This window comes from Paracoccus sp. NFXS7 (genome assembly GCF_040148865.1).
GTDB lineage: Bacteria > Pseudomonadota > Alphaproteobacteria > Rhodobacterales > Rhodobacteraceae > Paracoccus > Paracoccus marcusii.
In genome coordinates, this window is record NZ_JAKEKV010000003.1 from 218661 (window position 1) to 244578 (window position 25918).

At 68.3% G+C, this 25918-nt stretch carries 23 protein-coding genes; 7 read left to right on the forward strand and 16 right to left on the reverse strand.

Annotated features, from left to right (window positions below; translation table 11 throughout):
• Nucleotide 1: 1 nt before the first annotated feature.
• From nusA to infB, 3 genes are read left to right on the forward strand one after another with little or no spacing between them, the layout of a single operon-like run.
• Entirely contained in the window at nt 2-1627 is a 1626-nt protein-coding gene (gene nusA, locus LZ686_RS07945; protein WP_045981735.1) for a transcription termination factor NusA, read from the forward strand.
• 22 nt (nt 1628-1649) lie between these two features.
• The gene (locus LZ686_RS07950; protein ID WP_045981736.1) at nt 1650-2273 is read left to right on the forward strand and encodes an RNA-binding protein; all 624 of its coding nucleotides are present in this window, start codon (nt 1650-1652) and stop codon (nt 2271-2273) included.
• Between the two features lie 8 nt (nt 2274-2281).
• Nucleotides 2282-4837, forward strand: a complete 2556-nt coding sequence (gene infB, locus LZ686_RS07955) for a translation initiation factor IF-2 (protein WP_148911454.1) — start codon at nt 2282-2284, stop codon at nt 4835-4837.
• Nucleotides 4838-4999: 162 nt separating this feature from the next.
• Here infB and LZ686_RS07960 read toward each other — a convergent pair whose 3' ends face one another.
• The 4 genes from LZ686_RS07960 to LZ686_RS07975 all read right to left on the reverse strand — a co-directional run bounded on the left by LZ686_RS07960 (nt 5000) and on the right by LZ686_RS07975 (nt 7725).
• Complete coding sequence (locus LZ686_RS07960) at nt 5000-5128, reverse strand: hypothetical protein (protein WP_045981737.1); 129 nt, start codon at nt 5126-5128, stop codon at nt 5000-5002.
• Between the two features lie 121 nt (nt 5129-5249).
• Nucleotides 5250-5648 (reverse strand): (deoxy)nucleoside triphosphate pyrophosphohydrolase, encoded by a 399-nt coding sequence (locus tag LZ686_RS07965; protein WP_127897813.1) that lies wholly within the window; start codon nt 5646-5648, stop codon nt 5250-5252.
• A complete protein-coding gene (gene argJ / locus LZ686_RS07970) occupies nt 5645-6889 on the reverse strand; it encodes a bifunctional glutamate N-acetyltransferase/amino-acid acetyltransferase ArgJ (protein ID WP_349547447.1) in 1245 nt (414 codons plus the stop codon). The genes LZ686_RS07965 and argJ overlap by 4 nt, the downstream gene beginning before the upstream one ends.
• Entirely contained in the window at nt 6889-7725 is an 837-nt protein-coding gene (locus LZ686_RS07975; RefSeq protein ID WP_045981740.1) for a peptidylprolyl isomerase, read from the reverse strand. Before LZ686_RS07975 ends, argJ begins: the two co-directional genes overlap by 1 nt.
• 204 nt (nt 7726-7929) lie before the next feature.
• Here LZ686_RS07975 and secA point away from each other — a divergent pair, with 204 nt between their 5' ends.
• On the forward strand, nt 7930-10641 hold the full coding sequence (gene secA / locus LZ686_RS07980; protein WP_349547448.1) for a preprotein translocase subunit SecA: 2712 nt from the start codon (nt 7930-7932) through the stop codon (nt 10639-10641).
• Nucleotides 10642-10743: 102 nt separating this feature from the next.
• Here the strand turns inward: secA and fmt are convergent, their stop codons facing one another.
• The 8 genes from fmt to LZ686_RS08020 form a co-directional block, all read right to left on the reverse strand.
• On the reverse strand, nt 10744-11637 hold the full coding sequence (gene fmt, locus LZ686_RS07985) for a methionyl-tRNA formyltransferase (protein ID WP_349547449.1): 894 nt from the start codon (nt 11635-11637) through the stop codon (nt 10744-10746).
• 53 nt (nt 11638-11690) lie between these two features.
• A complete protein-coding gene (locus LZ686_RS07990; RefSeq protein WP_349547450.1) occupies nt 11691-13091 on the reverse strand; it encodes an SAF domain-containing protein in 1401 nt (466 codons plus the stop codon).
• A complete protein-coding gene (locus LZ686_RS07995) occupies nt 13088-14596 on the reverse strand; it encodes a tripartite tricarboxylate transporter permease (protein ID WP_349547451.1) in 1509 nt (502 codons plus the stop codon). The genes LZ686_RS07990 and LZ686_RS07995 overlap by 4 nt, the downstream gene beginning before the upstream one ends.
• 12 nt (nt 14597-14608) lie before the next feature.
• Nucleotides 14609-15124 carry a tripartite tricarboxylate transporter TctB family protein gene (locus LZ686_RS08000; protein WP_295168720.1) on the reverse strand — a complete coding sequence of 172 codons (516 nt, stop codon included), beginning with the start codon at nt 15122-15124 and terminating at the stop codon, nt 14609-14611.
• A 61-nt stretch (nt 15125-15185) separates the two neighbouring features.
• Nucleotides 15186-16187: a tripartite tricarboxylate transporter substrate binding protein gene (locus LZ686_RS08005; RefSeq protein ID WP_349547452.1), complete on the reverse strand. Its 1002-nt coding sequence runs from the start codon at nt 16185-16187 to the stop codon at nt 15186-15188.
• Between the two features lie 58 nt (nt 16188-16245).
• Nucleotides 16246-17304, reverse strand: a complete 1059-nt coding sequence (locus tag LZ686_RS08010) for a 4-hydroxythreonine-4-phosphate dehydrogenase PdxA (RefSeq protein ID WP_295168714.1) — start codon at nt 17302-17304, stop codon at nt 16246-16248.
• A 58-nt stretch (nt 17305-17362) separates the two neighbouring features.
• Entirely contained in the window at nt 17363-19069 is a 1707-nt protein-coding gene (locus tag LZ686_RS08015) for a dihydroxyacetone kinase family protein (protein ID WP_349547453.1), read from the reverse strand.
• The gene (locus tag LZ686_RS08020) at nt 19066-19977 is read right to left on the reverse strand and encodes a sugar phosphate isomerase/epimerase family protein (protein WP_349547454.1); all 912 of its coding nucleotides are present in this window, start codon (nt 19975-19977) and stop codon (nt 19066-19068) included. The genes LZ686_RS08015 and LZ686_RS08020 overlap by 4 nt, the downstream gene beginning before the upstream one ends.
• Before the next feature lie 171 nt (nt 19978-20148).
• Here LZ686_RS08020 and LZ686_RS08025 point away from each other — a divergent pair, with 171 nt between their 5' ends.
• Nucleotides 20149-20817 (forward strand): GntR family transcriptional regulator, encoded by a 669-nt coding sequence (locus tag LZ686_RS08025; RefSeq protein WP_349547498.1) that lies wholly within the window; start codon nt 20149-20151, stop codon nt 20815-20817.
• 48 nt (nt 20818-20865) lie between these two features.
• Here the strand turns inward: LZ686_RS08025 and LZ686_RS08030 are convergent, their stop codons facing one another.
• The 4 genes from LZ686_RS08030 to def (LZ686_RS08045) all read right to left on the reverse strand — a co-directional run bounded on the left by LZ686_RS08030 (nt 20866) and on the right by def (LZ686_RS08045) (nt 23280).
• The gene (locus tag LZ686_RS08030) at nt 20866-21603 is read right to left on the reverse strand and encodes a calcium-binding protein (RefSeq protein ID WP_349547455.1); all 738 of its coding nucleotides are present in this window, start codon (nt 21601-21603) and stop codon (nt 20866-20868) included.
• A gap of 144 nt (nt 21604-21747) precedes the next feature.
• Nucleotides 21748-22248, reverse strand: a complete 501-nt coding sequence (gene def, locus LZ686_RS08035; RefSeq protein WP_139599542.1) for a peptide deformylase — start codon at nt 22246-22248, stop codon at nt 21748-21750.
• A gap of 2 nt (nt 22249-22250) precedes the next feature.
• Complete coding sequence (gene def, locus LZ686_RS08040; RefSeq protein WP_349547456.1) at nt 22251-22766, reverse strand: peptide deformylase; 516 nt, start codon at nt 22764-22766, stop codon at nt 22251-22253.
• On the reverse strand, nt 22759-23280 hold the full coding sequence (def, locus tag LZ686_RS08045; RefSeq protein ID WP_045999944.1) for a peptide deformylase: 522 nt from the start codon (nt 23278-23280) through the stop codon (nt 22759-22761). Before def (LZ686_RS08045) ends, def (LZ686_RS08040) begins: the two co-directional genes overlap by 8 nt.
• A gap of 78 nt (nt 23281-23358) precedes the next feature.
• Between def (LZ686_RS08045) and LZ686_RS08050 the strand changes: the two genes are divergently transcribed.
• A complete protein-coding gene (locus LZ686_RS08050; protein ID WP_339817921.1) occupies nt 23359-24543 on the forward strand; it encodes a MalY/PatB family protein in 1185 nt (394 codons plus the stop codon).
• Between the two features lie 107 nt (nt 24544-24650).
• A complete protein-coding gene (locus tag LZ686_RS08055) occupies nt 24651-25613 on the forward strand; it encodes an acetyl-CoA carboxylase carboxyltransferase subunit alpha (RefSeq protein ID WP_045982486.1) in 963 nt (320 codons plus the stop codon).
• Nucleotides 25614-25918 lie beyond the last annotated feature (305 nt).

Consider the following 25918-nt stretch of genomic DNA (forward strand, 5'->3'; position numbering starts at 1 on the left):
GATGGCCATCACCTCTGCCAACCAGCTTGAACTGCTGCAGACGGCCGAAGCCGTCGCCCGCGAGAAGATGATCGAGCCCGAGCTGGTCATCGAAGCGATGGAAGACAGCCTGGCCCGCGCCGCCAAGTCCCGCTACGGCGCGGAGATGGACATCCGCGTCAAGATCGACCGCCGGACCGGCAACGCGACCTTCACGCGCGTGCGCACGGTCGTGGCCGACGATGCCGTCGAGAACTATCAGGCCGAACTGACGGTCGAGCAGGCCAAGCCCTATCTGGACAACCCCCAGATCGGCGACGAGATCATCGACCAGGTCCCCCCGGTCGAACTGGGCCGCATCGCCGCGCAATCCGCCAAGCAGGTGATCCTGCAGCGCGTCCGCGAGGCCGAGCGCGACCGCCAGTACGAGGAATTCAAGGACCGCGCCGGCAGCATCATCAACGGTGTCGTCAAGCGCGAGGAATACGGCAACATCATCGTCGACGTCGGCCGCGGAGAGGCGATCCTGCGCCGCAACGAGAAGATCGGCCGCGAAAGCTATCGTCCGAACGACCGCATCCGCGCCTATATCAAGGATGTGCGCCGCGAGACGCGCGGGCCGCAGATCTTCCTGTCGCGCACCGACCCGCAGTTCATGGCCGAACTGTTCAAGATGGAAGTCCCCGAGATCTATGACGGCGTGATCGAGATCAAGGCCGTGGCGCGCGACCCCGGTTCGCGCGCCAAGATCGCCGTGATCAGCCATGACGGCAGCATCGACCCGGTCGGTGCCTGCGTCGGCATGCGCGGCAGCCGCGTGCAGGCCGTCGTCGGCGAACTGCAGGGCGAAAAGATCGACATCATCCCGTGGAACGAGGACCAGGCGACCTTCCTGGTCAACGCGCTGCAGCCCGCCGAGGTCAGCAAGGTCGTCTTCGACGAGGAGGCAAACAAGATCGAGGTCGTCGTCCCCGACGAGCAGCTGTCGCTGGCCATCGGCCGTCGCGGCCAGAACGTGCGCCTGGCCAGCCAGCTGACCGGCCTGGATATCGACATCCTGACCGACGAGGAGGAATCCAAGCGTCGTCAGGCAGAGTTCAACACCCGCACCGCGCTGTTCATGGAGCAGCTGGACCTGGACGAGTTCTTCGCCCAGCTGCTGGTGGCCGAAGGGTTCACCAACCTGGAGGAGGTCGCCTATGTCGACCAGGACGAGCTGCTGACGATCGACGGGGTCGACGAGGGCACCGCAGCCGAACTGCAGGCCCGCGCCCGCGACGTGCTGGAGGCCAAGAACAAGGCCGCCCTGGATGCCGCGCGTGCCCTGGGCGCCGAGGACAGCCTCATTGAATTCGAGGGTCTGACACCCCAGATGGTAGAGGCGCTGGCCAAGGACGACGTCAAGACGCTGGAAGATTTCGCGACCTGCGCCGACTGGGAGCTGGCCGGTGGCTGGACCACCGTCAACGGTGCCCGCGTCAAGGACGAAGGCCTGCTGGAACCCTATGGCGTGACGCTGGAAGATGCGCAGACCATGGTCATGACCGCGCGCGTGATGCTGGGCTGGGTCGATCCGACCGAGCTGGACGACACGGATGCGGAAGACGACCTGCAGGACGATGACGACAACGAGGAGGCCGGGGCCTGATCGCCCCGGATCGGAGCACAGATTGAGCCGTGGTGGACATGACAAGGACCGGGACGACGACCCGGAACGCCGGTGCATCGCCACCGGCGAGGTGCAACCCAAGCGGGGCCTGATCCGTTTCGTGATCGGCCCCGACGGGCAGGTCGTGCCCGACTTGGCGGAAAAGCTGCCCGGTCGCGGCATCTGGGTCGCCGCCGACAAGGCGGCCCTGAACAAGGCGGTGACCAAGGGATTGTTCTCTCGTGCCGCCAAGGCTCCGGTCCAGGCGGCCCCCGACCTGGCCGATCTGGTCGAGGCGGGGATCGCCCGCCGGCTGGTCGAACTGGTGTCGCTGACGCGGAAATCGGGCCGCGCGGTGGCGGGGTTCGAAAAGGTCAAGGGCTGGCTTGCCGAAGGTCGCGCCAAGGTGCTGCTTCAGGCCAGCGACGGGTCGGACCGCGGCAAGGGCAAGCTGTGGACGCCCACCGGCGGACGCTGGTTCGGCTGCCTGACCGCATCAGAATTGGGTTTGTCCTTTGGGCGCAGTCATGTCATACACGGCGCGCTTGCGAAGGGTGGCCTGACGGACAAGGTGATCTTGGAAGCCGGCAGACTAACGGGTCTGCGCGGGCATGACGACGGCAATACGGCTGTCGGGAAGGAATGAAGACGCAGATGAGCGACAAAGACGGAAAAACCCCCTTGGGCCTTGGTGGCGGTAATCGCCCCGGCGCAGTCAAGCAAAGCTTCAGCCACGGTCGCACCAAAAGCGTCGTCGTCGAAACCAAGCGCAAGCGCGTCGTGGTGCCCAAGGCAGCCGCGCCGATGACGGATGCGCAGAAAGAAAAGAACCCGCTGACCGCCCGCGTGGCCGGCGACAGCTCCAAGCGCCCCGCAGGCATCTCCGATGCCGAGATGGAGCGCCGCCTGAAGGCCCTTGCCGCCGCCAAGGCACGCGAGGCTGATGACGCCGCCAAGCGCCTGGCCGACGAGAAGGCCCGGGAGGAGGAGCGCGAGCGCCGCCGCGCCGAGATCGAGGCCAAGGCCCGCGAGGAGCGCGAGCGCGAGGAGGCCCTCAAGGCCAAAGCCCTGGCCGAGGCCCAAGCCGCGCAGGATGCCGCCGACGAGGCCCGCCGCAAGGCAGAGCCGCGCCAAGAGCGTCCCAAGCCTTCGGCCGGTGCGACCAAGCCCGCCGCCCCCGATCAGGCCGCGATCGAGGCTGCCGCCTCGCGCGCCGAGACCAAGGGCGTTACGACCGGCGTGGCCCGCAAGACCGACCGCGTCGAGCGCACGGACCGCGACAAGACGGCCAAGGCCAAGACCACCGACGACAACCGTCGCGGCGGCAAGCTGTCGCTGAACCAGGCGCTGAACGGCGAAGGCGGCCGCCAGCGCAGCATGGCCGCGATGAAGCGCAAGCAGGAACGCACCCGCCAGAAGGCGATGGGCCAGTCCGCCCGTCCCGAAAAGCAGTTCCGCGAAGTCCGCCTGCCCGAGACCATCGTGGTCCAGGAGCTGGCCAACCGCATGACCGAACGCGCCGCCGACGTGGTCAAGGCGCTGATGAAGATGGGCATGATGGTCACTGCCAACCAGCCCATCGACGCCGATACCGCCGAGTTGGTGATCGAGGAATTCGGCCACAAGGTCCTGCGCGTCAGCGACAGCGATGTGGAGCAGGTCATCGCCCCCACGGTCGATCGTGACGAGGACATGCAGCCTCGCCCGCCGATCATCACGATCATGGGCCATGTCGACCACGGCAAGACCTCGCTGCTGGACGCGATCCGCAAGGCCTCCGTCGTTTCGGGCGAAGCCGGCGGCATCACGCAGCATATCGGCGCCTATCAGGTGACGACCGACAGCGGCGCCGTCCTGTCCTTCCTGGACACGCCGGGCCATGCGGCCTTCACGTCGATGCGTGCCCGGGGCGCGAACGTCACGGATATCGTGGTGCTGGTGGTCGCGGCGGATGATGCCGTGATGCCCCAGACCGTCGAGGCGATCAACCACGCCAAGGCCGCCAACGTGCCGATGATCGTGGCGATCAACAAGATCGACAAGCACGAGGCCGACCCGCAGAAGGTCCGCACCGACCTGCTGCAGCACGAGGTGGTCGTCGAGGCCATGTCGGGCGACGTGCAGGATGTCGAGGTCTCGGCCAAGACCGGCCTGGGCCTGGACAACCTGCTGGAGGCCATCGCGCTTCAGGCCGAACTGCTGGAGCTGCGCGCCAACCCGAACCGTGCCGCACAGGGCGCGGTCATCGAGGCGCAGCTGGATGTCGGACGCGGCCCCGTGGCCACCGTCCTGGTGCAGCACGGCACCCTACGCCGCGGCGACATCTTCGTCGTGGGCGAGCAGTGGGGCAAGGTCCGCGCCCTGATCAACGACAAGGGCGACCGCGTCGAGGAAGCCGGCCCGTCCGTCCCGGTCGAGGTTCTGGGCCTGAATGGCACGCCCGAGGCCGGAGACGTGCTGAACGTGGTCGAGACCGAGGCCCAGGCCCGCGAGATCGCCGAGTTCCGCGCCCAGCAGACCAAGGACAAGCGCGCCGCAGCCGGTGCCGCGACCACGCTGGAGCAGATGATGGCCAAGGCCAAGGCGGACGTGAACGTGTCCGAACTGGCGGTCGTCCTCAAGGCCGACGTGCAGGGTTCGGCCGAGGCCATCGTGCAGGCCCTGGAAAAGGTCGGCAACGACGAGGTCCGCGTCCGCGTGCTGCATTACGGCGTGGGTGCGATCACCGAATCCGACATCGGCCTGGCCGAGGCGTCGGGCGCTCCGGTCATCGGCTTCAACGTCCGGGCCAACGCTCCGGCACGCAACGCCGCGAACCAGAAGGGTGTCGAGATCCGCTACTACTCGATCATCTACAACCTGCTGGACGACATCAAGGCCGCCGCTTCGGGCATGCTGTCCAACGAGATTCGCGAGAACTTCATCGGTTACGCGACCATCAAGGAAGTGTTCCGCGTCACGGGTGTCGGCAACGTCGCCGGCTGTCTGGTGACCGAGGGCGTGGCCCGTCGTTCGGCCGGCGTGCGCCTGCTGCGCGACAACGTGGTGATCCACGAAGGCACGCTGAAGACGCTCAAGCGCTTCAAGGACGAGGTCAAGGAAGTGCAGTCCGGTCAGGAATGCGGCATGGCCTTTGAGAACTATGACGACATCCGCCCTGGCGATGTCATCGAGATCTTTGAACGCGAAGAGGTCGAACGCTCGCTGTAAGCGACCGTCTGCGACATGCGAAAGCCGGGCGATACGATCGCCCGGCTTTTTGCGTTCCAGGGTCCGGCAGGATGGAACGGAAAAGGGGGTGACCCTTTCGGATCACCCCCTTGGTGTTCATGCGGTTCCCTTGGCGCCACGCTCCCCCGTGCGCCGAAACGGTCAGTGGCCGACCGGCTTGCCCTCGAAAGTGCGGTTGCCGACGCGGACCAGGATGTTCCCATCCGCGGTCGAGCCCTCGAATAGACCCTGGATCGAGATGTAGCTGCCGACGGAAATAGTGCGAATCATGTCAAGCCTCCTCTGTGCCCTAAACAAAGTTAGTCATGAAATGGTTAAAAAATCGTTCGCAACTTGATCATCTACGACTTTTTTCAGCAACAATGCAATCGGATCACTCAAATTTGCGACACTATAGCCACATCTGCAGGGCCGGGATGAGGGGAATGTCTGCCGCAGGCATGGGGTAATCGCGCAAATCGCGTGCCCGGACCCAAGCCAGCTGCTGCCCTTCGCGCGGCTGGACAATTCCCTGCCAGCGGCGGCAGGCGAACAGCGGCATCAGCAGGTGGAACGTGTCATAGGCGTGGCTGGCGAAGGTCAGCGGTGCCAGGCAGCTGTTCCAGGTCTGGATGCCCAGCTCCTCCTCCAGCTCGCGGATCAGGGCGGCCTCGGGGGTCTCTCCGGGTTCGACCTTGCCGCCGGGGAATTCCCACAGGCCCGCCATGGACTTGCCCGGCGGGCGCTGTGCCAGAAGCACCCGCCCGTCGGGATCGATCAGTGCCACCGCGGACACCAGGACGGTCTTCACGACCGGTAATCCGCGTTGATGTCGATATAGCCGTGCGTCAGATCGCAGGTCCAGACCGTCCGCGACGCGTCGCCCAAGCCCAGATCGACGGCGATCCGCAGGTCCTGGTTGCGCATGTAGGCGCTGGCGGCGGCTTCGTCATAATCGGGATCGCGCCAGCCGTCGCGGGCCACGACCATGTCCCCGAACGCGATGCGCAGGCGGTCACGGTCGGCGCGCGCGCCCGACTTGCCCACCGCGGCCACGATGCGGCCCCAGTTGGCATCCTGTCCGGCGATGGCGGTCTTGACCAGCGGCGAATTGGCGATGGCCATCGCCACGCGATGCGCGTCGGCCGCATCCGCGGCGCCCGTCACGGCGATCTCGACGAACTTGGTGGCGCCCTCGCCGTCGCGGACGACCTGATGGGCCAGATCGCGCATCACGCCGTGCAGCGCGGTCACGAAGTCGCGCCCCGCATCGCTGTCCAGATCGGTGATGGGCGCGCCCGCCCCCTGCCCCGTCGCGGCCAGGATCAGCGCGTCGGATGTGGACGTGTCGCTGTCCACGGTGATCGCGTTGAAGGTCGCGTCCAGCCCGGAGGACAGCGCCTGCTGCAGCACGGCTGCGGGCAACGTGGCATCGGTGAACAGATAGACCAGCATGGTCGCCATGTCGGGCGCGATCATCCCAGAACCCTTGGCGATGCCCGCGATGCGAGTGCCGTCGGCCAGGGTCGCGGACGCGCCCTTGGGGAAGGTGTCGGTGGTCATGATGGCGCGGGCCGCATCGGCCACCCCGCCCGCGTCCAGGCCGCGCGCCAGGTCGCCCACGATCGCCACGATCCGCTCGTGCGGCAGCGGTTCGCCGATCACGCCGGTCGACGAGGTGAAGACCCGCCCCTGCGGCAGGTCCAGCGCGCCCGCGACGGCGGCGCAGACTGCATCGACCGACTGCTGGCCGCGCGCGCCGGTGAAGGCATTGGCATTGCCGGAATTGATCAGGATCGCCGCGCCGTCGGGCGCATCGCCCCCCTGCGCCAGCTTGGCCTGGTTGTCCAGGATGCAGGCGGCGCGCGTGGACGACCGGGTAAAGGCCCCGGCCACCGTGCTGCCCGGCGCGATGCGGATCAGCGTGACGTCGCTGCGGCCCTGGTACTTGATGCCCGCGGCGGCGCTGGCGAAATCGACGCCCGCGATCACCGGCAGATCCGGAAACCGCGCAGGTGCCAGAGGAGAGACGGGCAGACCCGCCTTTCCCATCACTCGGCCTCCAGCAGGTCGGTGGCGTTCAGCTGGGCGGGGTCCAGACCTTCGGTCTTCTTGACGTCGGCGGCGGTCACCAGGCTCTGGATCTGGGCCTCGACCTTCTCGCGCAGGACCATCTGGCTGATCTGGTCACGGACCTCGGCCAGCGGGGGCGCCTCGCGCAGGCGGGTCTCGTTCAGCTTGATGACGTGCCAGCCGAATTCGGTCTCGACCGGGTCGCTGACCTGGCCCGGCTCCAGCGCGGCGACGGCCTCGGCAAAGGGCGGCACCATCTGGTCGGCGGCGAACCAGCCCAGGTCGCCTTTGTTCGGACCCGACGGCCCGGTCGAGTTCGCCTCGGCCACGGTGCCGAAATCGGCGCCGCCATCGACCTCGGCCTTCAGTTCGGCGGCCTTCTCCTGGCTGTCGACCAGGATATGGGCGGCGTTGTATTCCGTCACGCTGCCCGCATCGGCGAACAGGCGGTCATAGCTGGCCTGCAGCTCCTCCTCGGTGGGCTCGGCCTGGGCGATCTGGCTGACCGCGGCCGAGGCCAGGGTGTTGCGGCGCTGCAGCTCCAGCTGGGCGCGCACGCCGGCGGTGTCCTCGGCGGATTCGGCCACGGCGGTCTGGCGGATCAGCTGGTCCAGCATCACGTCCCACAGCGCCTGGTCGGGCATCTCGGCCATGGCCGGGTCCTGGATCGACTGCTTCATGACGATCATCTGGCCCAGGGTGATCTCTTGGCCGTTCACGGTGGCGACCACCTGGTCGGCATCGGCGTCCTGCGCCAGGGCGGGGGCGGAAAGGGCGGCAAGCACGGCTGCGGCCAGCAAAGTCGATCGGGTCATGGGGATGGGTCCTTTCACGGCGCGCACCCCCGCGGGGGCCGGGCCAACATTGACAGTCAGGTGGGCTGCGCCTACATCCAAACCAACTCCGTGGAAGGCGCCGCCGCCGCGTTCGTTCAACGCCCCTGATACGGCAATGCGACCGGCGCGGGCAAGTGGGCCGCAGGTGACGTCCCTTCCCGACAACGTGATGGCGAAGGTAACATGATCGGTAATCTGGCGAAGATGGTCTTTGGCACGCCCAATGACCGCAAGGTCAAGGGCACGCGCGCGCTGGTCGCCCGCATCAACGCCCTTGAGGACAGCTTCAAGGCATTGTCCGATCAGGGGCTGGTCGACAAGACCGCCGAATTCAAGGCGCGCGTGGCAGGCGGCGAATCGCTGGACGACATCCTGCCCGAGGCATTCGCCAACTGCCGCGAGGGTGCGCGCCGCGCGCTTGGCCTGCGGGCTTTCGACGTGCAGCTGATGGGCGGGATCTTCCTGCATCAGGGCAACATCGCCGAGATGAAGACCGGCGAGGGCAAGACCCTGGTCGCCACCTTTCCCGCCTACCTGAACGCGCTGTCGGGCAAGGGCGTCCATGTCGTCACCGTCAACGATTATCTGGCGAAACGCGATGCCGAATGGATGTCCAAGGTCTATGCCCAGCTGGGCATGTCCTGCGGCGTGGTCGTGCCGTTCCAGCCCGAGGGCGAAAAACGCGACGCCTATGCCTGCGACGTGACCTATGCCACCAACAACGAGCTGGGCTTCGACTATCTGCGCGACAACATGAAGGGCAGCGTGGCCGAGATGGTCCAGCGCGGTCACAACTTCGCCATCGTCGACGAGGTCGACAGCATCCTGATCGACGAGGCGCGCACGCCGCTGATCATCAGCGGCCCCAGCCAGGACCGGTCCGAGCTGTACCGCATCCTTGATGCCTATGTGCCCCTGCTGACCGAGGAGCATTACAAGCTGGACGAGAAGTCCCGCAACGCGACCTTCACCGAGGACGGCAACGAGTTCCTGGAGACGCGTCTGCAGGCCGACGGCGTCCTGCCCGAGGGGCAGACCCTCTATGATCCGGAATCGACCACCATCGTCCACCATGCCAGTCAGGCCCTGCGCGCGCACAAGCTGTTCCTGAGGGACCAGCATTACATGGTGCGCGACGGCGAGGTGATGCTGATCGACGAGTTCACCGGACGGATGATGAAGGGCCGCCGCCTGTCGGACGGCCTGCACCAGGCGATCGAGGCCAAGGAAGGCGTCGAGATCCAGCCCGAGAACGTGACCCTCGCCTCGGTCACCTTCCAGAACTACTTCCGCCTGTATCAGCGCCTGGCGGGCATGACCGGCACGGCATCGACCGAGGCCGAGGAATTCGCCGAGATCTACAAGCTGGGCGTGGTCGAGGTTCCGACCAACCGCGGCATCGCGCGGATCGACGACCATGACCGCGTGTATCGCACCGCGACCGAGAAGAACGCCGCCGTCGTCGAGGCGATCAAGGAGGCCCATGCCAAGGGCCAGCCGATCCTGGTCGGCACCACCAGCATCGAGAAGTCCGAGCTGCTGTCCGAGATGCTGAAGAAGGACGGCGTGCCCCACAACGTCCTGAACGCCCGCCAGCACGAGGCCGAGGCGCAGATCGTGGCCGATGCCGGCAAGCTGGGCGCGGTGACGATCGCCACCAACATGGCCGGTCGCGGCACCGACATCCAGCTGGGCGGCAATGTCGAGATGAAGGTGATGGAGGCCCTGAAGGCCGATCCGGACGCCCATCCCGACGAGCTGCGCGCCCGGATCGAGGCCGAGCATGCCGGAGAGAAGGAAAAGGTCCTGGCGGCGGGCGGGCTGTTCGTGCTGGGCACCGAACGCCACGAAAGCCGGCGGATCGACAACCAGCTGCGCGGCCGTTCGGGCCGCCAGGGTGATCCCGGACGGTCGCTGTTCTTCCTGTCGCTGGACGACGACCTGATGCGGATCTTCGGCTCTGAGCGTCTGGACAAGGTCCTGTCGACGCTCGGCATGAAGGAAGGCGAGGCGATCATCCACCCTTGGGTGAACAAGTCGCTGGAACGCGCACAGGCCAAGGTCGAGGGCCGCAACTTCGACATCCGCAAGCAGCTGCTGAAGTTCGACGACGTGATGAACGATCAGCGTAAGGCGATCTTCGGCCAGCGCCGCGAGATCATGGACAGCGAGGAGGTCGGAGAGATCACCGCCGACATGCGGCACCAGGTGATCGAGGACCTGATCGACGAGCACATGCCGCCCCGCAGCTATCCCGAGCAATGGGACACCGAGGGGCTGAAGACATCGGTCCGCGAGCGGCTGAACCTGAACCTGCCGGTCGCGGATTGGGCGGCCGAGGACGGCGTGGACCATGACGTGATGCGCGAACGCATCACCGAGGCAAGCGACGCCTATATGGCGGACAAGGCCGCGGCCTTCGGCCCCGAGACCATGGTTCAGATCGAGAAGCAGGTCCTGTTGCAGCAGATCGACCAGAAATGGCGCGAGCACCTGATGACGCTGGATCACCTGCGTTCAGTCGTGGGCTTCCGCGGCTATGCGCAGCGCGACCCGTTGGCGGAGTACAAGACCGAGGGTTTCCAGCTGTTCGAGACGCTGCTGGACGGCCTGCGCTTTGACGTGACGCAGCGGCTGGCGCAGATCCGGCCCCTGACGCAGGCCGAGCGCGACGAGATGGCGGCCCAGATGGCCCGCCAGCAGCAGCAGGTCCAGGAGGAGGCATCGGCGGAACCCGAGGCGGCAGCGCCCGCGCCCGCCGCGCCCGAGGCTCCTTCCGCGCCACGCCCGGGCTTTGACGAGGCCGATCCGTCGACCTGGGGGATGCCTGCGCGCAACGATCCGTGCCCCTGCGGATCGGGCAAGAAGTTCAAGCACTGTCACGGCGCGATCTGAACATCACGCGGGGCGCCGTTTGCGTCCCGCGATGGCGGTCGCGCCCGCCGGGTGGGGGCAAGCCCCCACCGCGCCCGGGCGCGACGGGCCACTGATGCAGCCCTAGCCCAACCGGGGGGGCAGCGCCCAACCGCGCAGCAGGTCGACAGGAGTCATCGGCCGCTTGCCCGCACGTTGTGCCAGTGTGATGCGCACCGCCCCGGAGCCGCATACGATGGTGAAATCGGGCAGGACCGTTCCGGGGTCACCCTGTCCCGGGACGACGGTGCTGGCCAGCAGCTTTACGCGTTCGTTCCCGATCATGCACCACGCCCCCGGAAAGGGTGACAGACCGCGGATCTGGCGGTCCACCTGTTCGGCAGGCAGGGTCCAGTCGATACGCGCCTCGGCCTTGTCGATCTTGGCGGCGTAGGTCACGCCATCCTGCGGTTGAAGCACGGCAGGCAGCGGCAGGCGGTCCAGCACGTCGCAGATCAGGTCTGCCCCCATCGCCGACAGCCGGTCGTGCAGGCTGGCCGTGGTGTCGTCCGCGGCGATGGGCGTGCGGGTCAGGGCCAGCACCGGGCCGGTGTCCAGCCCCGCCTCCATCTGCATGATCGCGACGCCGGTTTCCGCATCCCCCGCCAGGATCGCGCGGTGGATGGGCGCCGCCCCCCGCCAGCGCGGCAGGATCGAGGCATGAATGTTCAGGCAGCCAAGGCGCGGTGCATCCAGCACCGGCTGCGGCAGGATCAGGCCATAGGCCACGACCACCGCCACATCCGCGTCAAGCGCAGCGAAGTCGGCCTGGTCCTGCGGGTCGCGCAGGCGGGCGGGGGTGCGGACCGGGATCCCCAGGTCCTGCGCCGCCAGGGCCACCGGAGAGGGGCGCGGCTTTTGCCCGCGCCCGGCCGCGCGGGGCGGTTGGGAATAGACCGCCACCACATCGTGGCGCGCGGCGATGGCCCGCAGGGCGGGGACCGAGAAGTCGGGCGTTCCCATGAAGATCACGCGCATCGGGCAGGCCTCCGGTTGGTGCCTGCCCTCAATGCCCGCGTGGCGGACGGGCTTCAAGCCCCGGAGACAAGCCCCCAATCGGTGACGGCGTCCTGCATCCGGCGCAGCCGCAGGAGCGTCGAGCCTTCATCCAGTGCCACGTCGCCACACAGGATCGGTTGCCCTGCCGCCACGTCGCGGCGCAGCGTCCGCCCGGCGGCCAGGTAGTACGGCACCGGCGCATCGTCCGCGACCGCCCGCGCGGGCGTCATGCGGCTTGATACATGGGCGATGCTGTGATGATGCCCCTCGGCCCGCAGGACGGTGCCGGCGGGCAGGTCGGCATCGGCGAAGGCGGTCAGATCCACGACCGGGCGCGGGGCGCGCGCGCCGGAGGAGACGCTGTGCAGGGCGGCCTCGAACACCGTGGTCGCGGCCTCCAGCCCCAGCAGGTGGCGCGGCAGGCCGATCATCGCGGTGCGCCCGTCGCGGGACACGACATGGCCCTTGTTGCGCAGCATGTCCCATGTCGCGGCGTCATCGCAGGCCACGGTGACGAAGACGCCGCCCGCGAAGCTGACCTCGCCGGCCAAGCGCAGGCAGTGGAACACGTCCAGCCGCCCCTGCCCCGACAGAAGCCCGCCCTGGTCGGTCATCAGGTCCGCGACCTCGGGGATGCGGGCGATGGGGGCGTGCAGGTCCGCACGGTCCGGCATCAGCCCCAGGGCATTGGCGACCAGCGACAGTTCGCACAGGTCCGGCACGGCGCGCTGCGGCAGCGCGCGCAGGGCGTGCGCCCGGCCCGCGGCCACATCGGCCCAGGGCCGATCCGCCGGGTCCAGCCAGTCGGCCAGCCCCGGCGCGGCCACAGCCGTGCCATTGCTGATCACCTGCCCCGTATCGGGATCGAAGACGAAATCGTATTCGCTGGACTTGCCCGCCGCGACGATCCGCAGGCCGATGACCTGCGCCCAAGTCGCAAGCCCGATCAGCAGGCTGGGCTGATCGCCGTCCACCGGCGCCACGACCACGCCCTGGTCGCGGGCCATCCGCGACAGGATCGGGCCGATGACGCTGTCGGTCTCCTTGGTGACCATGACAACGTGATGTCCCGCCGCAATGGCCATCTCCGCATGGCGGGCACCCGCCTCGGGGTCGCCGGTGGCCTCCAGCACGACGTCCAGCGGGAGGGCGGCCACCGCGGCCAGATCGCCGGCGGCGATCCAGTATCCCGCATCCCAAGCCGTCCGCGCGGCCGCAGCATCGGCGCAGCCCGCGATCCGCGCGGGGTCCACGCCGACAGATGCCAGCGCCGCCGCCGCCGTCTCTGCATCGCGGTCCACCGCCACCCGGCAGGCCAGCCCGTCCACATGGCGCGCCTGCGCCAGAAAGCTGCGCCCGAACCCGCCGGTCCCGATGATGGCGGTCTGAACGGTGCGCGCCTGGCGGGCGGCAAAATGGCCAATCAGGTTCATGCGACCACCTTGCGGTTGCGGCGCAGGCTGAGCGCCAGGCCAAGCGTCTTGGGCAGGATCAGCAGCGCCAGCGCCACGATCATGATCCCTGTCACCAACGGGTTGGCAAAGAAGATGCCAAGCGATCCGTCCGACAGCAGCATCGACTGGTGGAACGCGTTCTCGGCCTTGTGGCCCAGGACCATGGCAAGGATCAATGGCGCCAGCGGATAGTCCAGCTTGGTGAACATGAAGCCCACGAAACCGAAGATCAGCACCAGCCACAGATCGAACGTCGCCCCGGACACCGTGTAGGCGCCGACGAAGCAGATCGCGACGATCATCGGCCCGATGATGGTGAAGGGGATGCGCAGCAGCGCCGCGAACATCGGCACGGTGGCCAGGACCAGGATCACGCCCAGCAGGTTCGACACGTACATGCTGGCGATCAGGCCCCAGACGAAATCGGGCTGGGTCGCGAACAGCATCGGCCCCGGCGTCAGGCCCCAGATCATCAGCCCACCCATCATCACCGCCGCGGTGGCCGATGACGGCACGCCCAGGGCCAGCATCGGCAGCATCGCGCAGGTGCCCGCGCTGTGATCCGCCGTTTCAGGCGCGACAATCCCCTCGGGGCGTCCCGACCCGAAGGCCGCGCCCTTGCGCGATGCCTGGCGCGCCACGCCATAGGACATGAAGCTGGCCGCCGTCGGCCCGCCCGGCGTGATGCCCATCCAGATGCCGATCAGGCCCGACCGCAGGGTCGTGGCCCAGTATTTCGGCAGCTCGGCCAGGGTCTTGAGAACATCGCGCAGGTCGATCCTGGAGGACACGCCGCGGAACCGCAGCCCCTCCTGCACGGTGGCCAGCAGTTCCCCGATGCCGAAGAGGCCGATCACCACCACCAGGAAGCTGATCCCGCCCAGCAGGTCCGAGAACCCGTAGGTCAAACGGATGGAACCGGTCACGCTGTCCATGCCCACGGATGTCAGGATCAGGCCGGTCGTCAGCGACACCAGCGTCTTCATCGGGGCGGCGCTGCCCATGCCGATGAAGGCCGCAAAGGCCAGGAAATAGACCGCAAAATATTCGGGCGCACCGAAGCGCAGCGCGAATTGCGACGCCCAGCCCGCCAGCAGGGTGATGACCAGAATACCCATCAGCGCGCCCACCCCCGCCGACACGAAGGCCAGCGTCAGCGCGCGCGTCGACTGTCCGTTGCGCGCCATCGGATAGCCGTCGAAGGTGGTGGCGACCGATGACGGTTCCCCCGGAATGTTGAACAGGATCGACGTGGTGGACCCGCCGAACAGCGCCCCCCAATACATCGATGTCAGCAGGATGATGGCCGATGTCGGGTCCAGCGCGAAGGTCAGCGGGATCAGCAGCGACACCCCGTTGGGCGCCCCCAGCCCCGGCAGCACCCCCACGACCAGTCCCATCAGCACGCCCGCGACCATCAGCATCAGGTGCATCGGGGTGATGGCCACGGAAAACCCGTGCATCAGCAGATCGAAATTGCCCATTGTCGCGGCCCCTTAATAGATGCCCAGAAGCGGCTCCAGCGGCCCCTTCAACAGCGGAATCTGAAAGATCGTCTCGAAGATCAGGTACAGGCTGACGGCGAAACCCGCGCCGATGGCCAGGCCTTTCCACAGGCGGAACCCGCCCTGCCGCCAGGCGGTCAGCCCGATGTAGAAGGTCGCCGCGACATAGAAGCCGACCGTCAGCATGCCGATGACGAAGGCCGTCATCGCCCCCAGGAAGGTCGCGATGCGGATCAGGTTCTGGCGTGGCAGGAACGGCTCCTCCGGGTCATCCAGGGGGTCGGGGGGCGTGCGCTGAGCCTTGCGATGCGCGACCAGCGCGCCGCCCAGGTTCCACAGGCTGCCCGCGATCAAGACGATCGCCACCCAGAAGGGGAAATAGCCCGGCTGCGGGCCATGATCGCTCCACCCGGTGCCCAGTTCGGCGGCGCCGATGATGGCCGCCACGCCCAATGCGCCGGTGGTGATTGCCGTGCCGATCTCGGCATGAAAACGTCTGACGGTCATGACCCTCCCTTTCCCCATGGGCAAAAGGGGCATCCGGACGATCCCGGATGCCCCGATGCGCTTACTGTGCGGCGGCGGTGACCCAGCCCTCGGCCTCGAAGACGGTCACGGTCGCGGCCTCGTTCTCCTCGATGAAGGCCGTCAGGTCGTCCCCGGTCAGCACCGCCGCGGTCTGCGAGGTCTTGGCAAGGTAGTCCTTCCATTCCTGGGTCTCGGCCACGCGGGTCAGGGCGTCCTGGTAAAAGGCCACCACCTCGGGGTCCGTGCCCGCGGGCAGCCAGACGGTGCGCGGCATCTGGTACCGCTCGATCTCCAGCCCCTGCTCGGCGCAGGTGGGGATGTCGTGCCAGCCCATGTCGCCGCTGACCGGCTCGGATTCCGCCATCCGTTCGGGCGAGAACACGCACAGCGGACGGATCGCGCCTGCCTGCCACTGGCCGATGTTCTCGTTCGGGTTGTTGACGTTCGCGGCGATATGGCCGCCGGCCAGCTGCACGCCGACCTCTCCGCCGCCGTTGAAGGGGACGTACTTGAAATTGGCGCCGGTGGTCTGTTCGATCAGCGCCACCAGCGTCTCGTCGGTGTCCTTGGACTGGCTGCCGCCAAAGACGATGGCGCCGGGTTCGGCCTTGGCCGCCTCGATCAGCTCCATCGAGGTCTGCCAGGGGGCGTCGGCCTTGACCCAGATCAGGAACTCGTCCAGCGCCAGCGCTGCGACGGGCTGCAGGTCCTCGGCCGAATAGGCCAGCTGGGCCACATGGGGCAGCAGATAGACGTTGTTCGTCCCGAAGATCAGCTTGTGCGGATCGGCGGCGTTCTGGCGGGCGTACAGGAACGCCTCGGCCCCCGAACCGCCGCCCTTGTTCAGCACGACCATGTTCTGGTCCAGGATGTCGTTGCGCGTCAGCGCAGCCTGGATGGTGCGGGCGAAATTGTCGGTCCCGCCGCCGGCCCCGGATGCCACGACGAATTCCACCGGGCGTTCGGGGGTCCATTCCGCCAGAGCCGGGACGGCGGCGGCCAGCAGGACGGTGCCTGCGATCAATGCGGTCTTGATGGTCATTCTATCTCTCCTCCCAAAGATGATGCGACCCGCTTGCGGCGGGAAGAAGACCGGGCGCCTATTCGGCGACCAGCAATGTCGGGGCGACTTCCGCCTGCGCCCAGCCCGCGGGCAGCGCGCGCGGCGTGCGGGCAGGGTTCAGCGCGGCCAGGTCGCGGCCAAGCCGCGCGGCGGTCAGCGTCGCGCCCAGATCGGCGCGCCCCTGCCCCGCGATGTCGAAGGCCGTGCCATGCGCGGGCGTCACGATCGGAAAGCCGTAACCCGCGATCAGCGTTACGCCGCGGTCAAAGCCCATCAGCTTCATCGCGATCTGGCCCTGGTCGTGATACATGGTCAGCACTGCGTCGAATTCGCCGCGGATGGCACGCACGAAGACGGTGTCGGACGGGATCGGCCCCTTGGCGTCGATGCCCAGGGCCACGGCCTGCGCCACGGCGGGGGCCAGGATCTCGTCATCCTCGTGGCCGAAATTGCCGCCGTCGCCCGCATGGGGGTTCAGCGCGGCGACGCCGATCCGCGCGCCGGGCTTGCCCGCACCGGCCATCACCTCGGCCGTCAGGCGCAGGCTGTCCAGAATGCGTTCGGTGGTCAGCGTCTCGGCCACCTTGCGCAGCGGGATGTGGCTGGTCACGCGGGCGTTCCAGACCTCCTCCAGGACGTTGAACTCGCGCCCGCTGCGATCGGCGTTCAGCACCGCGTCGATGAAGCCGATCTCGTCGACATAGCTGGGCCGGGCCAGGCGCATCGAATGCTTGTTGAAGGGCGTGAACATGGCCGCATCCGCGATCCCCGCCCCTGCCAGCTGCAGCACGCAGCCGAAATTCTGCAGGCTGGCCGCGCCGGCATGGGCACTGGACTGGCCCAGGGTCATGCCGTCCACCGCGCAATTCGCCAGATCCAGAAGCACATGGCCCGGCGCCATGTCGGGGCCGACCTGATCGGCGCCGATCCGCGGCAGGTCCAGCGTGACCCCTGCATGGCGCGCGCCCATCTCCAGCACCCGCGCATCGCCCACGACGATCACGTCCAAGGCCTTCATGTCGTCATGGGCCAGCAGTTTCGCCGCCAGTTCCGGGCCGACGCCCCCGGCATCCCCCAAGGCCAAAGCAATGCGCATATGTCTCTCCGTCTGGAATGATAGTTCGTGGGCGGCGCGTCGGTCGCGCCGCCCGAATTCAGCGGGCCAGCGCCCCGGCCACAACCCGCGCGCAAAGCGCCAGCGAGATCGCGCCCGCATCGGGATGCCCGATGCTGCGTTCCGCCAGCGGGCGTGCCCGGCCAAGGCGCGGTGTCAGGTCGGCGGTGGCGTCGGCGGCGGCGGTCGCCGCGCTTGCTGCGGCCTCCCAGGCGGTGGCCAGCGCGGCACCTTGGGCAACCTGCCCCTGCAGCGTGTCGACGAAGGGCGCAAAGGCATCGACCAGCGTCTTGTCGCCGGGCCGCGCGCCGCCCAGGCGGGTCACTGCGTCGATTCCCGCCCGCGCCCCTGCGGCCACGCGGGCCGCATCGGGCACATCCGTATCGCCCAGCGCCTGCCCCCAGGCACGCAGGGCCACGCCCCACAGGGCACCCGACGTGCCGCCCGCGCGATCCGCCCAGGCGTCGCCCGCCAGCGACAGGACGGTGCCCGCGCCCGCGCCCTGCGCCGCCGCATCGCGTGCCGCAACGGCGGCTGCCGCAGACCCGCGCGCCATGCCCTGGCCGTGATCGCCGTCGCCTGCGATGGCGTCGATGCGGCCCAATTCTGCCTCTGCCTCGGCCAGCGCCTGGGCCAACCGCGCCACGATGTCGGCCACGCAGCCGGCCTGCGCCGCACTGGCGGGTTCGCCGCGCGGAACCGCTGCGATGGCTGCCCCTTCGCGGGCCACCTGACGCGCGCCCTGGGCAGCCACGGTCCCCTTGCGGAAGGCGGGTGCATCAGCAGGCGCACGCCACAGATCGGCCAGCGCATCGTCCAGCCACAGGATCGACAGAGAGCACCCCTCCATGTCCAGGCTGGTCACGAACTCTCCGACCTCGGGGTCGATGACGGTCAGGCCAGCGTCGGTCATCAGCCCTGTCAGATGATGCCACAGGACGAACAGTTCCTCGTATTTCGTGCGGCCAAGGCCGTTCAGGACCACGGCCACGCGGCCGTCATGGCCTTTGGGCCGTTCCGCCAGCAGCGGCTCCAGCAGCATCCGGGCCAGATCGGCGGCGGGCAGGATGGCCTGCGCGGCGATCCCCGGCTCTCCGTGGATGCCCAGGCCAAGGGCGACCTGCCCCTCGGGCACGGTGAACAGGGGTGCCGCCTGTCCCGGCAGGGTGCAGCCGTCGAAGGCCAGCCCGAAGGACACGGTCCGCGCATTGGCGCGTCCGGCCAGATCCATCACCGTGTCCAGGTCCAGGCCCGCCTCGGCCGCGGCACCGGCGATCTTGAAGACCAGCAGGTCGCCCGCCACGCCCCGCCTGCGCGCCGCGTCGGTCGCGGGCGCGCAGGCCACGTCATCGGTCACGGCCAGGATGCGCGCATCGATCCCTTCGGCGCGCAGACGTTCGGCGGCAGCGCCAAAGTTCAGCACGTCGCCCGCATAGTTCCCAAAGCCCAGGATGACGCCTCCGCCCAGGTCCGCCGCCCGCGCCACCCCGGCCACCGCACTGGTCGAGGGTGACGCAAACACGTCCCCCGCCACCGCCCCGTCGGCCAGGCCCGAACCGACATAGCCCAGGAACGCCGGATAATGCCCCGACCCTCCGCCCACGACCAAGGCCACCTTGCTCGGCGCCCCGACATATGCGCGCAACGCGCCATGCGGGACGGGAATGATCCGGTCGGCATGGGCGGCGCAGAACCCCGCCAGCGCGGTCGCGGCGAAATCCTCGGGGCGGTCCACGATCTTGGTCATGGCAGGGTCCTTCTCTGCGCCAGGATGCGGCGGATGTAGTCGCGGTTCTCGGCGCAGACCCCAAGTCCGTCGCCGCCGTAATGCTCGACCAGGAAGGGGCTGGAAAAGCCCAGGTCCAGCGCGGTGTTGATCGCCGCGCGCCAGTTGATGGTGCCGCCCATCATGGGCGCGGGATGGGACAGGATGACCCCCGACGGGTCGGTCATCCGGTAGTAGTTCTTGACGTGCCAGTAGCCCGCGAAGGGCGCGCACAGCGCGATCATCTCCGCCCAGGGCTGCACGGGCCGATGCAGGCGGATCAGGTTGCCGATATCGATGTTCAGCCGGACCGACGGGAGGTCCACGTCGGTGACGAAGGCGACCGCGTCGGAGGCGGTGCCCAGATAGGTGTCCTCGTACATCTCCAGCGCGACGTGGATGCCGCGATCGGCGGCGTGGCGGCCCAGGTCGCGGATGCGGGCAACGGCCAGGGCGCGGGTGGCGGGGTCGTCGGGGTTCGTCACCCCCGGCTTGGTCCAGAACCACAGGGCGGCGCGCTGCGCGTCGCTCAGCGGGCCGAACAGGCCAAAGCTGACATGCCCCGCGCCAAGATCGGCGGCGCAGTCGATGACACGATGGCAATAGGCCAGATGGTCGTCACCCTGCACCGGGTCGATCACGCTGCGCCGTGAGGTCGAGATGGCCGGAACGGTCAGTCCCAGGTCACGGCAGATCGCCACGAACCGCGCCCGTCCAGCATCGTCCAGATCGGCCAGCCTCAACCAGCTGTCGGTCGGATCGACCGCATCGAACCCCGCCGCCGCGACCTGCCCCAGATCGCGTGCCCAGGCGGCCGGCCCGGCATCCTGGACGGATGCGAACGGGATCATCGCACAGGCGATGGGCCAGTCCTGCGGCGTCCAACGCATGGTGTTCCCCGACATCGATCCCCCTCCCGAATCACGTCCCGGGTTCTTGCTAGCACGGCCCAGAAAGCGTATCAATAATTCTGTATACAGCACACAGAAGGCAATATTGACTTGCCACCGTCGCCGTCATAGCCAGAGAGAGACGCGCCAACGGAGACGCCGGTGACCGACATGTCAGACACAGACGCCCGCATCGAACGCCTGCCCCTGCTGGACGCGATCCTGTCGCGGCTGCGCGACATGATCATCGAAGGGCAGCTGCCACCCGGGACCCGCCTGAACGAGGGCCAGATCGGCCAGCAGCTGGGCGTGTCCCGCACGCCGCTGCGCGAGGCGATCAAGTACCTGGCATCCGAGGGGCTGGTCGAACTGGTCCCGGCACGGGGCGCGGTGGTCAAGCAGTTCGGCGCGCGCGAGGTCCGCGACATGCTGGAGGTGATCCGCATCCTGGAGCAGCAGTCGGGGATCATCGCCTGCGCGCAGGCGACGGATGCGGGCATCGCGGGGGTGCGGGCGCTGCATGACAGAATGCTCGACTGCTATGCCCGGCGCGACCGCATGGCCTATTACAAGCTGAACCAGGCGATCCATACCGCCATCGTGGCACTTGCCGACAACGGTGCCCTGTCCGAGGTGCATGCCCGCCTGCAAACCCGGTTGAAGCGCGTCCGATTCATCGGGCACGAAGGAGCGGAAAAATGGGCCAGCGCGGTCGCCGAGCACGAACGGATGATCGCGGCGCTGGAGGCGCGGGATGCGGACGGACTGTCGGACATCCTGGGCCGCCACCTGACCCTGGCGTGGGAGCGGGTGCGCGACGACCTGCCTGCGCAGACATGAAAAAACCCCGCGCAGGGCGAACCTGCGCGGGGGGATCGTCAAAGGATCTTACCAGGAAAAATCGTCGCTGCTCATCTGGTTCAGGCGGAAATCCTCGATGACCAGCTGGTTGGGGCCGAAATTCAACACGACGTCGGACCCGCTCTGCACGGCGGCGCCGCGGATCTGGGCATAGCTGTCGACATTGGCCAGGGCGCGCAGGTCGATGTCGTCGTCGCCGTTCTCGAAGTCGGTGATCCGATCGCGCCCGCCGTTGAAGACGAACACGTCCGCCCCCTCGCCGCCGGTCATCGTGTCGTTGCCCAGCCCGCCGTTCAGCGTGTCGTTGCCCTCTCCGGCGATCAGGCGGTCGGCGCCGAAGCCCGCGATCATCCGGTCGTCACCCTCGCCCCCGGTCAGGATGTCGTTGCCCGCCCCCGACGCCATGCGGTCGTTCCCATCACCGCCGTCCAGCGTGTCGCGCCCGGCGCCGGCGTACAGGACGTCGTCGCCATCGCCGCCCCAGACGCGGTTGTTGCCGTTGCCGGCGGCGACGATGTCATTGCCCTCGCCCGCGGCGATCACGTCGCTGCCCGCGCCCGCCCAAATGCGATCGTTCCCCGAGCCGCCGGACACGCGGTTCGCGCCCTCGCCGGCCCAGATGCGGTCGTTGCCCTCGCCTCCGTCGATCGTGTCGTTGCCACGAAAGCCATAGAGCGCGTCGTCGCCCGACCGGCCAAAGATCAGGTCGGCCACGTTGGTGCCGATCAGGCGGTTGTCGTCGTCATTTCCGAACAGTCGTGCCATGGGGTGCATCCTTCTGAAAATCCCGGCGCCGCGGCGATCTTGCAACGGGGCGCGACGCCGGTCCCCGCTGCACGGACGGCCTTTCAGGCCATTCGACAGCAGAACGGCACGACGGGTCGTTCTATTCCATAACGACGAAAAAAATCAGCGGCGGTGCAGCTTGGCCGACCGCGCGACCAGCATCTTGCGGCGCAGGGGGGTCAGGTGATCGACATACATCCGCCCGGCCAGGTGGTCGATCTGGTGCTGGACGCTGGTGGCCCACAGGCCGACGAAATCGCGGTCCTCCTCGACGCCGTCCTGGTTGAGGAACCGCACCGTGACCGCCCGGGGGCGGCTGATCGGGGCCGAGACGCCGGGCAGGTTGGGGCTGGCCTCCTCGTGCTCGCGCAGCTTGACGCTGGCATGCAGGATCCGGGGGTTGGCCATGCGGACCGCCTGTCCGCGCGGTCCGGAGGCATCGACGACGGCCAGCGCCATCATGATGCCGATCTGGGGCGCGGCCAGGCCCACGCCGGGCATCGCCTCCATGGTGTCGACCATGTCGTCCCAGATCATGCGGACGGATTCGGTGATCTCTGCCACCGGCGCGGCGGCGCGATGCAGGCGGGGGTCGGCATAGGGCAGGAACGCGCGCGCGGCCATGGTCAGTCCTTCACGATCAACAGGCCGTCCAGGTGATCGACCTCGTGCTGGGCGATGCGGGCGGCGGGACCCTGCATGTCGCGCACCTGATAGCGGCCGTCCAGATCATACCAGCCGATTCCGATGGCGGCAGGCCGCGTGACGTCGACGGGGTGGCCGGGAATGGACAGGCACCCTTCGGGCGCGGTCTCAGTCTGCGGCGACCGGACCAGGATCTCGGGGTCGATCAGGACCAGGGGGGCGGGCGCGCCGTCCTTCCAGCCGGCATCCATGACAAAGATCCGGCGCAGCACGCCGATCTGCGGGGCGGCCAGGCCGCGGCCCTGGGCGTGATACATGGTGGCCAGCAGGTCGGCGGCCAGCACGCGCAGTTCGGGGCCGGTCATGTAGCCGGCGGGTTCCGCGCGCAGGCGCAGGCGCGGGTCCGGCCACAGGACGATGTCGCGCAGGGTGCCGCGGCCAAGATCCCCCGGCAGGTCGGGGCGCATCCAGCCGCTGGCACCCGTGCGATCAGGCACGGGCCAGGTCCCGCTTCAGCTTGACCATCTTGCGGGTGATCATCTGCCGCTTGATGGCGGAGAGGTGATCGATGAACAGCACGCCGTCCAGGTGATCCAGCTCGTGCTGGGCGCAGGTGGCCCACAGCTCGTCGAACTCGCGTTCGTGGGTCTTGCCGTCCAGCCCCAGCCAGCGCATGCGGATCTGCGCGGGGCGCGTGACCTCTCCGTACTGGTCGGGAATGGACAGGCAGCCCTCCTCATAGGTGTTGGGCGTGTCCGACGCCCAGGTCACCTCGGGGTTGACCAGCACCAGGGGCGCGCGCGGCGCCTCGGGGTCGCGGTTGGCATCCATGGTGAAGACGCGCAGGCCCACGCCGATCTGCGGCGCGGCCAGGCCGATGCCGGGCGCCTCGTACATGGTGGCCAGCATGTCCGCGGCCAATGTCTCGATCTCGGGCGTGATGCGGGCCACGGGTTGGGCCACCTTCTTCAGGCGCGGATCGGGATGGATCAGGATGGGTCTCAGGCTCATGGCAAGGGATTTAGGGCAAGCCTTCACCATAAGCAACAACCCCGCTAGGCTAGGGTGACGCAGCCCGCAGGAGCCCCCATGACCCAGCCCGATTTCGACCGCATCATCGACCGCCGCGGCACGCATTGCAGCAAGTGGGACGACATGCAGGCCGCATACGGCGTGGGCGCCGATGACGGCCTGGCCATGTGGGTGGCCGACATGGATTTCGCGCCCCCCGCGGCGGTCCAGGCGGCGGTGGACCGCGCCGCGGCGCATGGCGTCTATGGCTATCCCGGCGCGAACCCGCCCTATCTGGCGGCGATCGGCTGGTGGATGGCGCATCGCCACGGCTGGCAGATCCGGCCCGAATGGGTGTTGACCTGCGCGGGGCTGGTCAACGCGGTCGCGATGGCGCTGAACGCCTATACGCGGCCCGGCGACGGGGTGGTCGTGATGGCGCCGGTCTATCACGCCTTCGGCCGGGTGATCCGCGCCGCCGGCCGCGACCTGGTCGAGTTGCCCCTGGCGATGACCGACGGCCAGTACGCCCTGGACTGGGACGCGTGGGAAGGGATGCTGACGGGGCGCGAACGGATGATGATCCTGTGTTCGCCGCACAATCCCGGCGGCCGCGTCTGGTCCGAAGCCGAACTGCGCCAGGTCGCCGATTTCTGCGACCGCCACGACCTGATCCTGATCTCGGACGACATCCATGCCGACCTGGTCCTGCCGGGCGGCCCCCGTCACCGGATGATGGCGACCGTGGCACCCGACATCCTGCCGCGCCTTGTGACGCTGACCGCCGCCACCAAGACCTTCAACATCGCGGGCGCCCATATCGGCAACGCGATCATCCCCGACCCCGACCTGCGGGCACGGTTCCAGGGCGCGCTGGCCGCCGCGGGGATCTCTCCGGCGATGCTGGGCCAGGACATGGTCGCGGCCGCCTATTCGCCCGAGGGCGCGGCCTGGGTCGATGCGCTGGTCGATTACCTGGACGGCAACCGGCGGATCTTTGATCAGGCGGTGAACGCGATTCCCGGCCTGCGGTCGATGCCCCTGCAGGCGACCTATCTGTCCTGGGTCGATTTCCGCGACACCGGCATGACCGACGCGGAAATCACCCGTCGCATCCAGGACGACGCCCGGATCGCGGCCAATCACGGCGCGACCTTCGGGCTGGGCGGCGACGGGTTCATGCGCTTCAACATCGCGACGCCGCGGGCGCGGGTGATCGAGGCGGCGGACCGGCTGCGCGCGGCCTTCGCCGACCTGCAGTGACGCGGGCGCGGCGCCCGGCCCCGCGCATGCCGGCCGCCGCGCCCGCGTTGCAACCCGTCCCGCACCGACCTATATAGCGCCAAACCCGAACCCCAAAGGCATGCCGCATGGTCTATCTGGATTTCGAAAAACCGCTCGCCGACATCGAGGGCAAGGCCGAGGAACTTCGCGCCATGGCCCGCAAGGGCGACGGCACCCTCGACGTCGAGAAGGAGGCCGCGGCGCTGGACCGCAAGTCGTCGGACCTGCTGCGCGACCTCTACAAGACCCTGGACCCCTGGCGGAAGACGCAGGTCGCCCGCCATCCCGACCGCCCGCATTGCAGCGACTATATCCAGGCGCTGTTCACCGAATACACGCCCTTGGCGGGCGACCGCGCCTTTGGCGACGACCACGCGGTGATGGGCGGCCTGGCGCGTTTCAACGACGCGCCCTGCGTGGTGATCGGCCATGAGAAGGGCAACGACACCAAGTCGCGCATCCACCACAATTTCGGCATGGCCCGCCCCGAGGGATACCGCAAGGCGATCCGCCTGATGGACATGGCGCACCGTTTCGGCCTGCCCGTGATCACGCTGGTGGACACGCCCGGCGCCTATCCCGGCAAGGGTGCCGAGGAACGGGGGCAAAGCGAGGCGATCGCCCGCTGCACCATGAAATGCCTTGAGATCGGCGTGCCGCTGGTCAGCGTCATCATCGGCGAAGGCGGGTCAGGCGGGGCCGTGGCCTTTGCCACCGCGAACCGCATCGCCATGCTGGAGCATTCGATCTATTCGGTCATCTCTCCGGAAGGTTGCGCGTCGATCCTGTGGAAGGACGCCGAAAAGATGCGCGACGCGGCCGAGGCGCTGCGCCTGACCGCGCAGGACCTGAAGAAGCTGGCCGTGATCGACCGCATCATCGCCGAACCCCTGGGCGGGGCGCAACGCGCACCCGATGAGGCGATCGCCGCCGTGGGTGCCGAGATCACCGCGATGCTGGCCGAGATGTCGGACATGAAACCCGACCAGCTGATCAAGGACCGCCGCGCCAAGTTCCTGGCGATGGGCTCCAAGGGGCTTGCGGCCTAACGCACACGATACTGTGACCGACCTGCAACAGCCGTCCCGTCTTGGGGCGGCTGTCGCGTTTTGCCGTCTTGCGCGAAATGCAAGGCTGGGCCAGCCTGCACTCCTGCCCGCAACGCATGCGCGAAAGGAGGGGCTCATGACATCATATGCCAATGCCCCCGCCCTGACCCGCACCGGTTCGATGCGTACCTCGTCGTCGCGACAAGGCGCCTGACCGCCGCAAGGCAGACCACGCTGACATCATGACCTGACACGACCGCGATCCGCGGGCCTGTCCGCATGGCGTCATCCCTTCCCTGAACCCC

Excerpts from the sequence above, each read along its gene's own strand:
- LZ686_RS08000 (WP_295168720.1), bottom strand. The coding sequence starts at position 15,124 with ATGACCGTCAGACGTTTTCATGCCGAGATCGGCACGGCAATCACCACC.
- LZ686_RS07960 (WP_045981737.1), bottom strand. The coding sequence starts at position 5,128 with ATGATTCGCACTATTTCCGTCGGCAGCTACATCTCGATCCAGGGTCTA.
- argJ (WP_349547447.1), bottom strand. The coding sequence starts at position 6,889 with ATGGGAAAGGCGGGTCTGCCCGTCTCTCCTCTGGCACCTGCGCGGTTT.
- LZ686_RS08015 (WP_349547453.1), bottom strand. The coding sequence starts at position 19,069 with ATGACCAAGATCGTGGACCGCCCCGAGGATTTCGCCGCGACCGCGCTG.
- def (WP_139599542.1), bottom strand. The coding sequence starts at position 22,248 with ATGGCCGCGCGCGCGTTCCTGCCCTATGCCGACCCCCGCCTGCATCGC.
- secA (WP_349547448.1), top strand. The coding sequence starts at position 7,930 with ATGATCGGTAATCTGGCGAAGATGGTCTTTGGCACGCCCAATGACCGC.
- LZ686_RS08005 (WP_349547452.1), bottom strand. The coding sequence starts at position 16,187 with ATGACCATCAAGACCGCATTGATCGCAGGCACCGTCCTGCTGGCCGCC.
- LZ686_RS08030 (WP_349547455.1), bottom strand. The coding sequence starts at position 21,603 with ATGGCACGACTGTTCGGAAATGACGACGACAACCGCCTGATCGGCACC.
- LZ686_RS07990 (WP_349547450.1), bottom strand. The coding sequence starts at position 13,091 with ATGAACCTGATTGGCCATTTTGCCGCCCGCCAGGCGCGCACCGTTCAG.
- LZ686_RS08055 (WP_045982486.1), top strand. The coding sequence starts at position 24,651 with ATGGTCTATCTGGATTTCGAAAAACCGCTCGCCGACATCGAGGGCAAG.
- def (WP_045999944.1), bottom strand. The coding sequence starts at position 23,280 with ATGAGCCTGAGACCCATCCTGATCCATCCCGATCCGCGCCTGAAGAAG.
- LZ686_RS08050 (WP_339817921.1), top strand. The coding sequence starts at position 23,359 with ATGACCCAGCCCGATTTCGACCGCATCATCGACCGCCGCGGCACGCAT.
- LZ686_RS08010 (WP_295168714.1), bottom strand. The coding sequence starts at position 17,304 with ATGCGCATTGCTTTGGCCTTGGGGGATGCCGGGGGCGTCGGCCCGGAA.
- nusA (WP_045981735.1), top strand. The coding sequence starts at position 2 with ATGGCCATCACCTCTGCCAACCAGCTTGAACTGCTGCAGACGGCCGAA.
- infB (WP_148911454.1), top strand. The coding sequence starts at position 2,282 with ATGAGCGACAAAGACGGAAAAACCCCCTTGGGCCTTGGTGGCGGTAAT.
- fmt (WP_349547449.1), bottom strand. The coding sequence starts at position 11,637 with ATGCGCGTGATCTTCATGGGAACGCCCGACTTCTCGGTCCCCGCCCTG.
- LZ686_RS08025 (WP_349547498.1), top strand. The coding sequence starts at position 20,149 with ATGTCAGACACAGACGCCCGCATCGAACGCCTGCCCCTGCTGGACGCG.
- LZ686_RS07995 (WP_349547451.1), bottom strand. The coding sequence starts at position 14,596 with ATGGGCAATTTCGATCTGCTGATGCACGGGTTTTCCGTGGCCATCACC.
- LZ686_RS08020 (WP_349547454.1), bottom strand. The coding sequence starts at position 19,977 with ATGCGTTGGACGCCGCAGGACTGGCCCATCGCCTGTGCGATGATCCCG.
- LZ686_RS07975 (WP_045981740.1), bottom strand. The coding sequence starts at position 7,725 with ATGACCCGATCGACTTTGCTGGCCGCAGCCGTGCTTGCCGCCCTTTCC.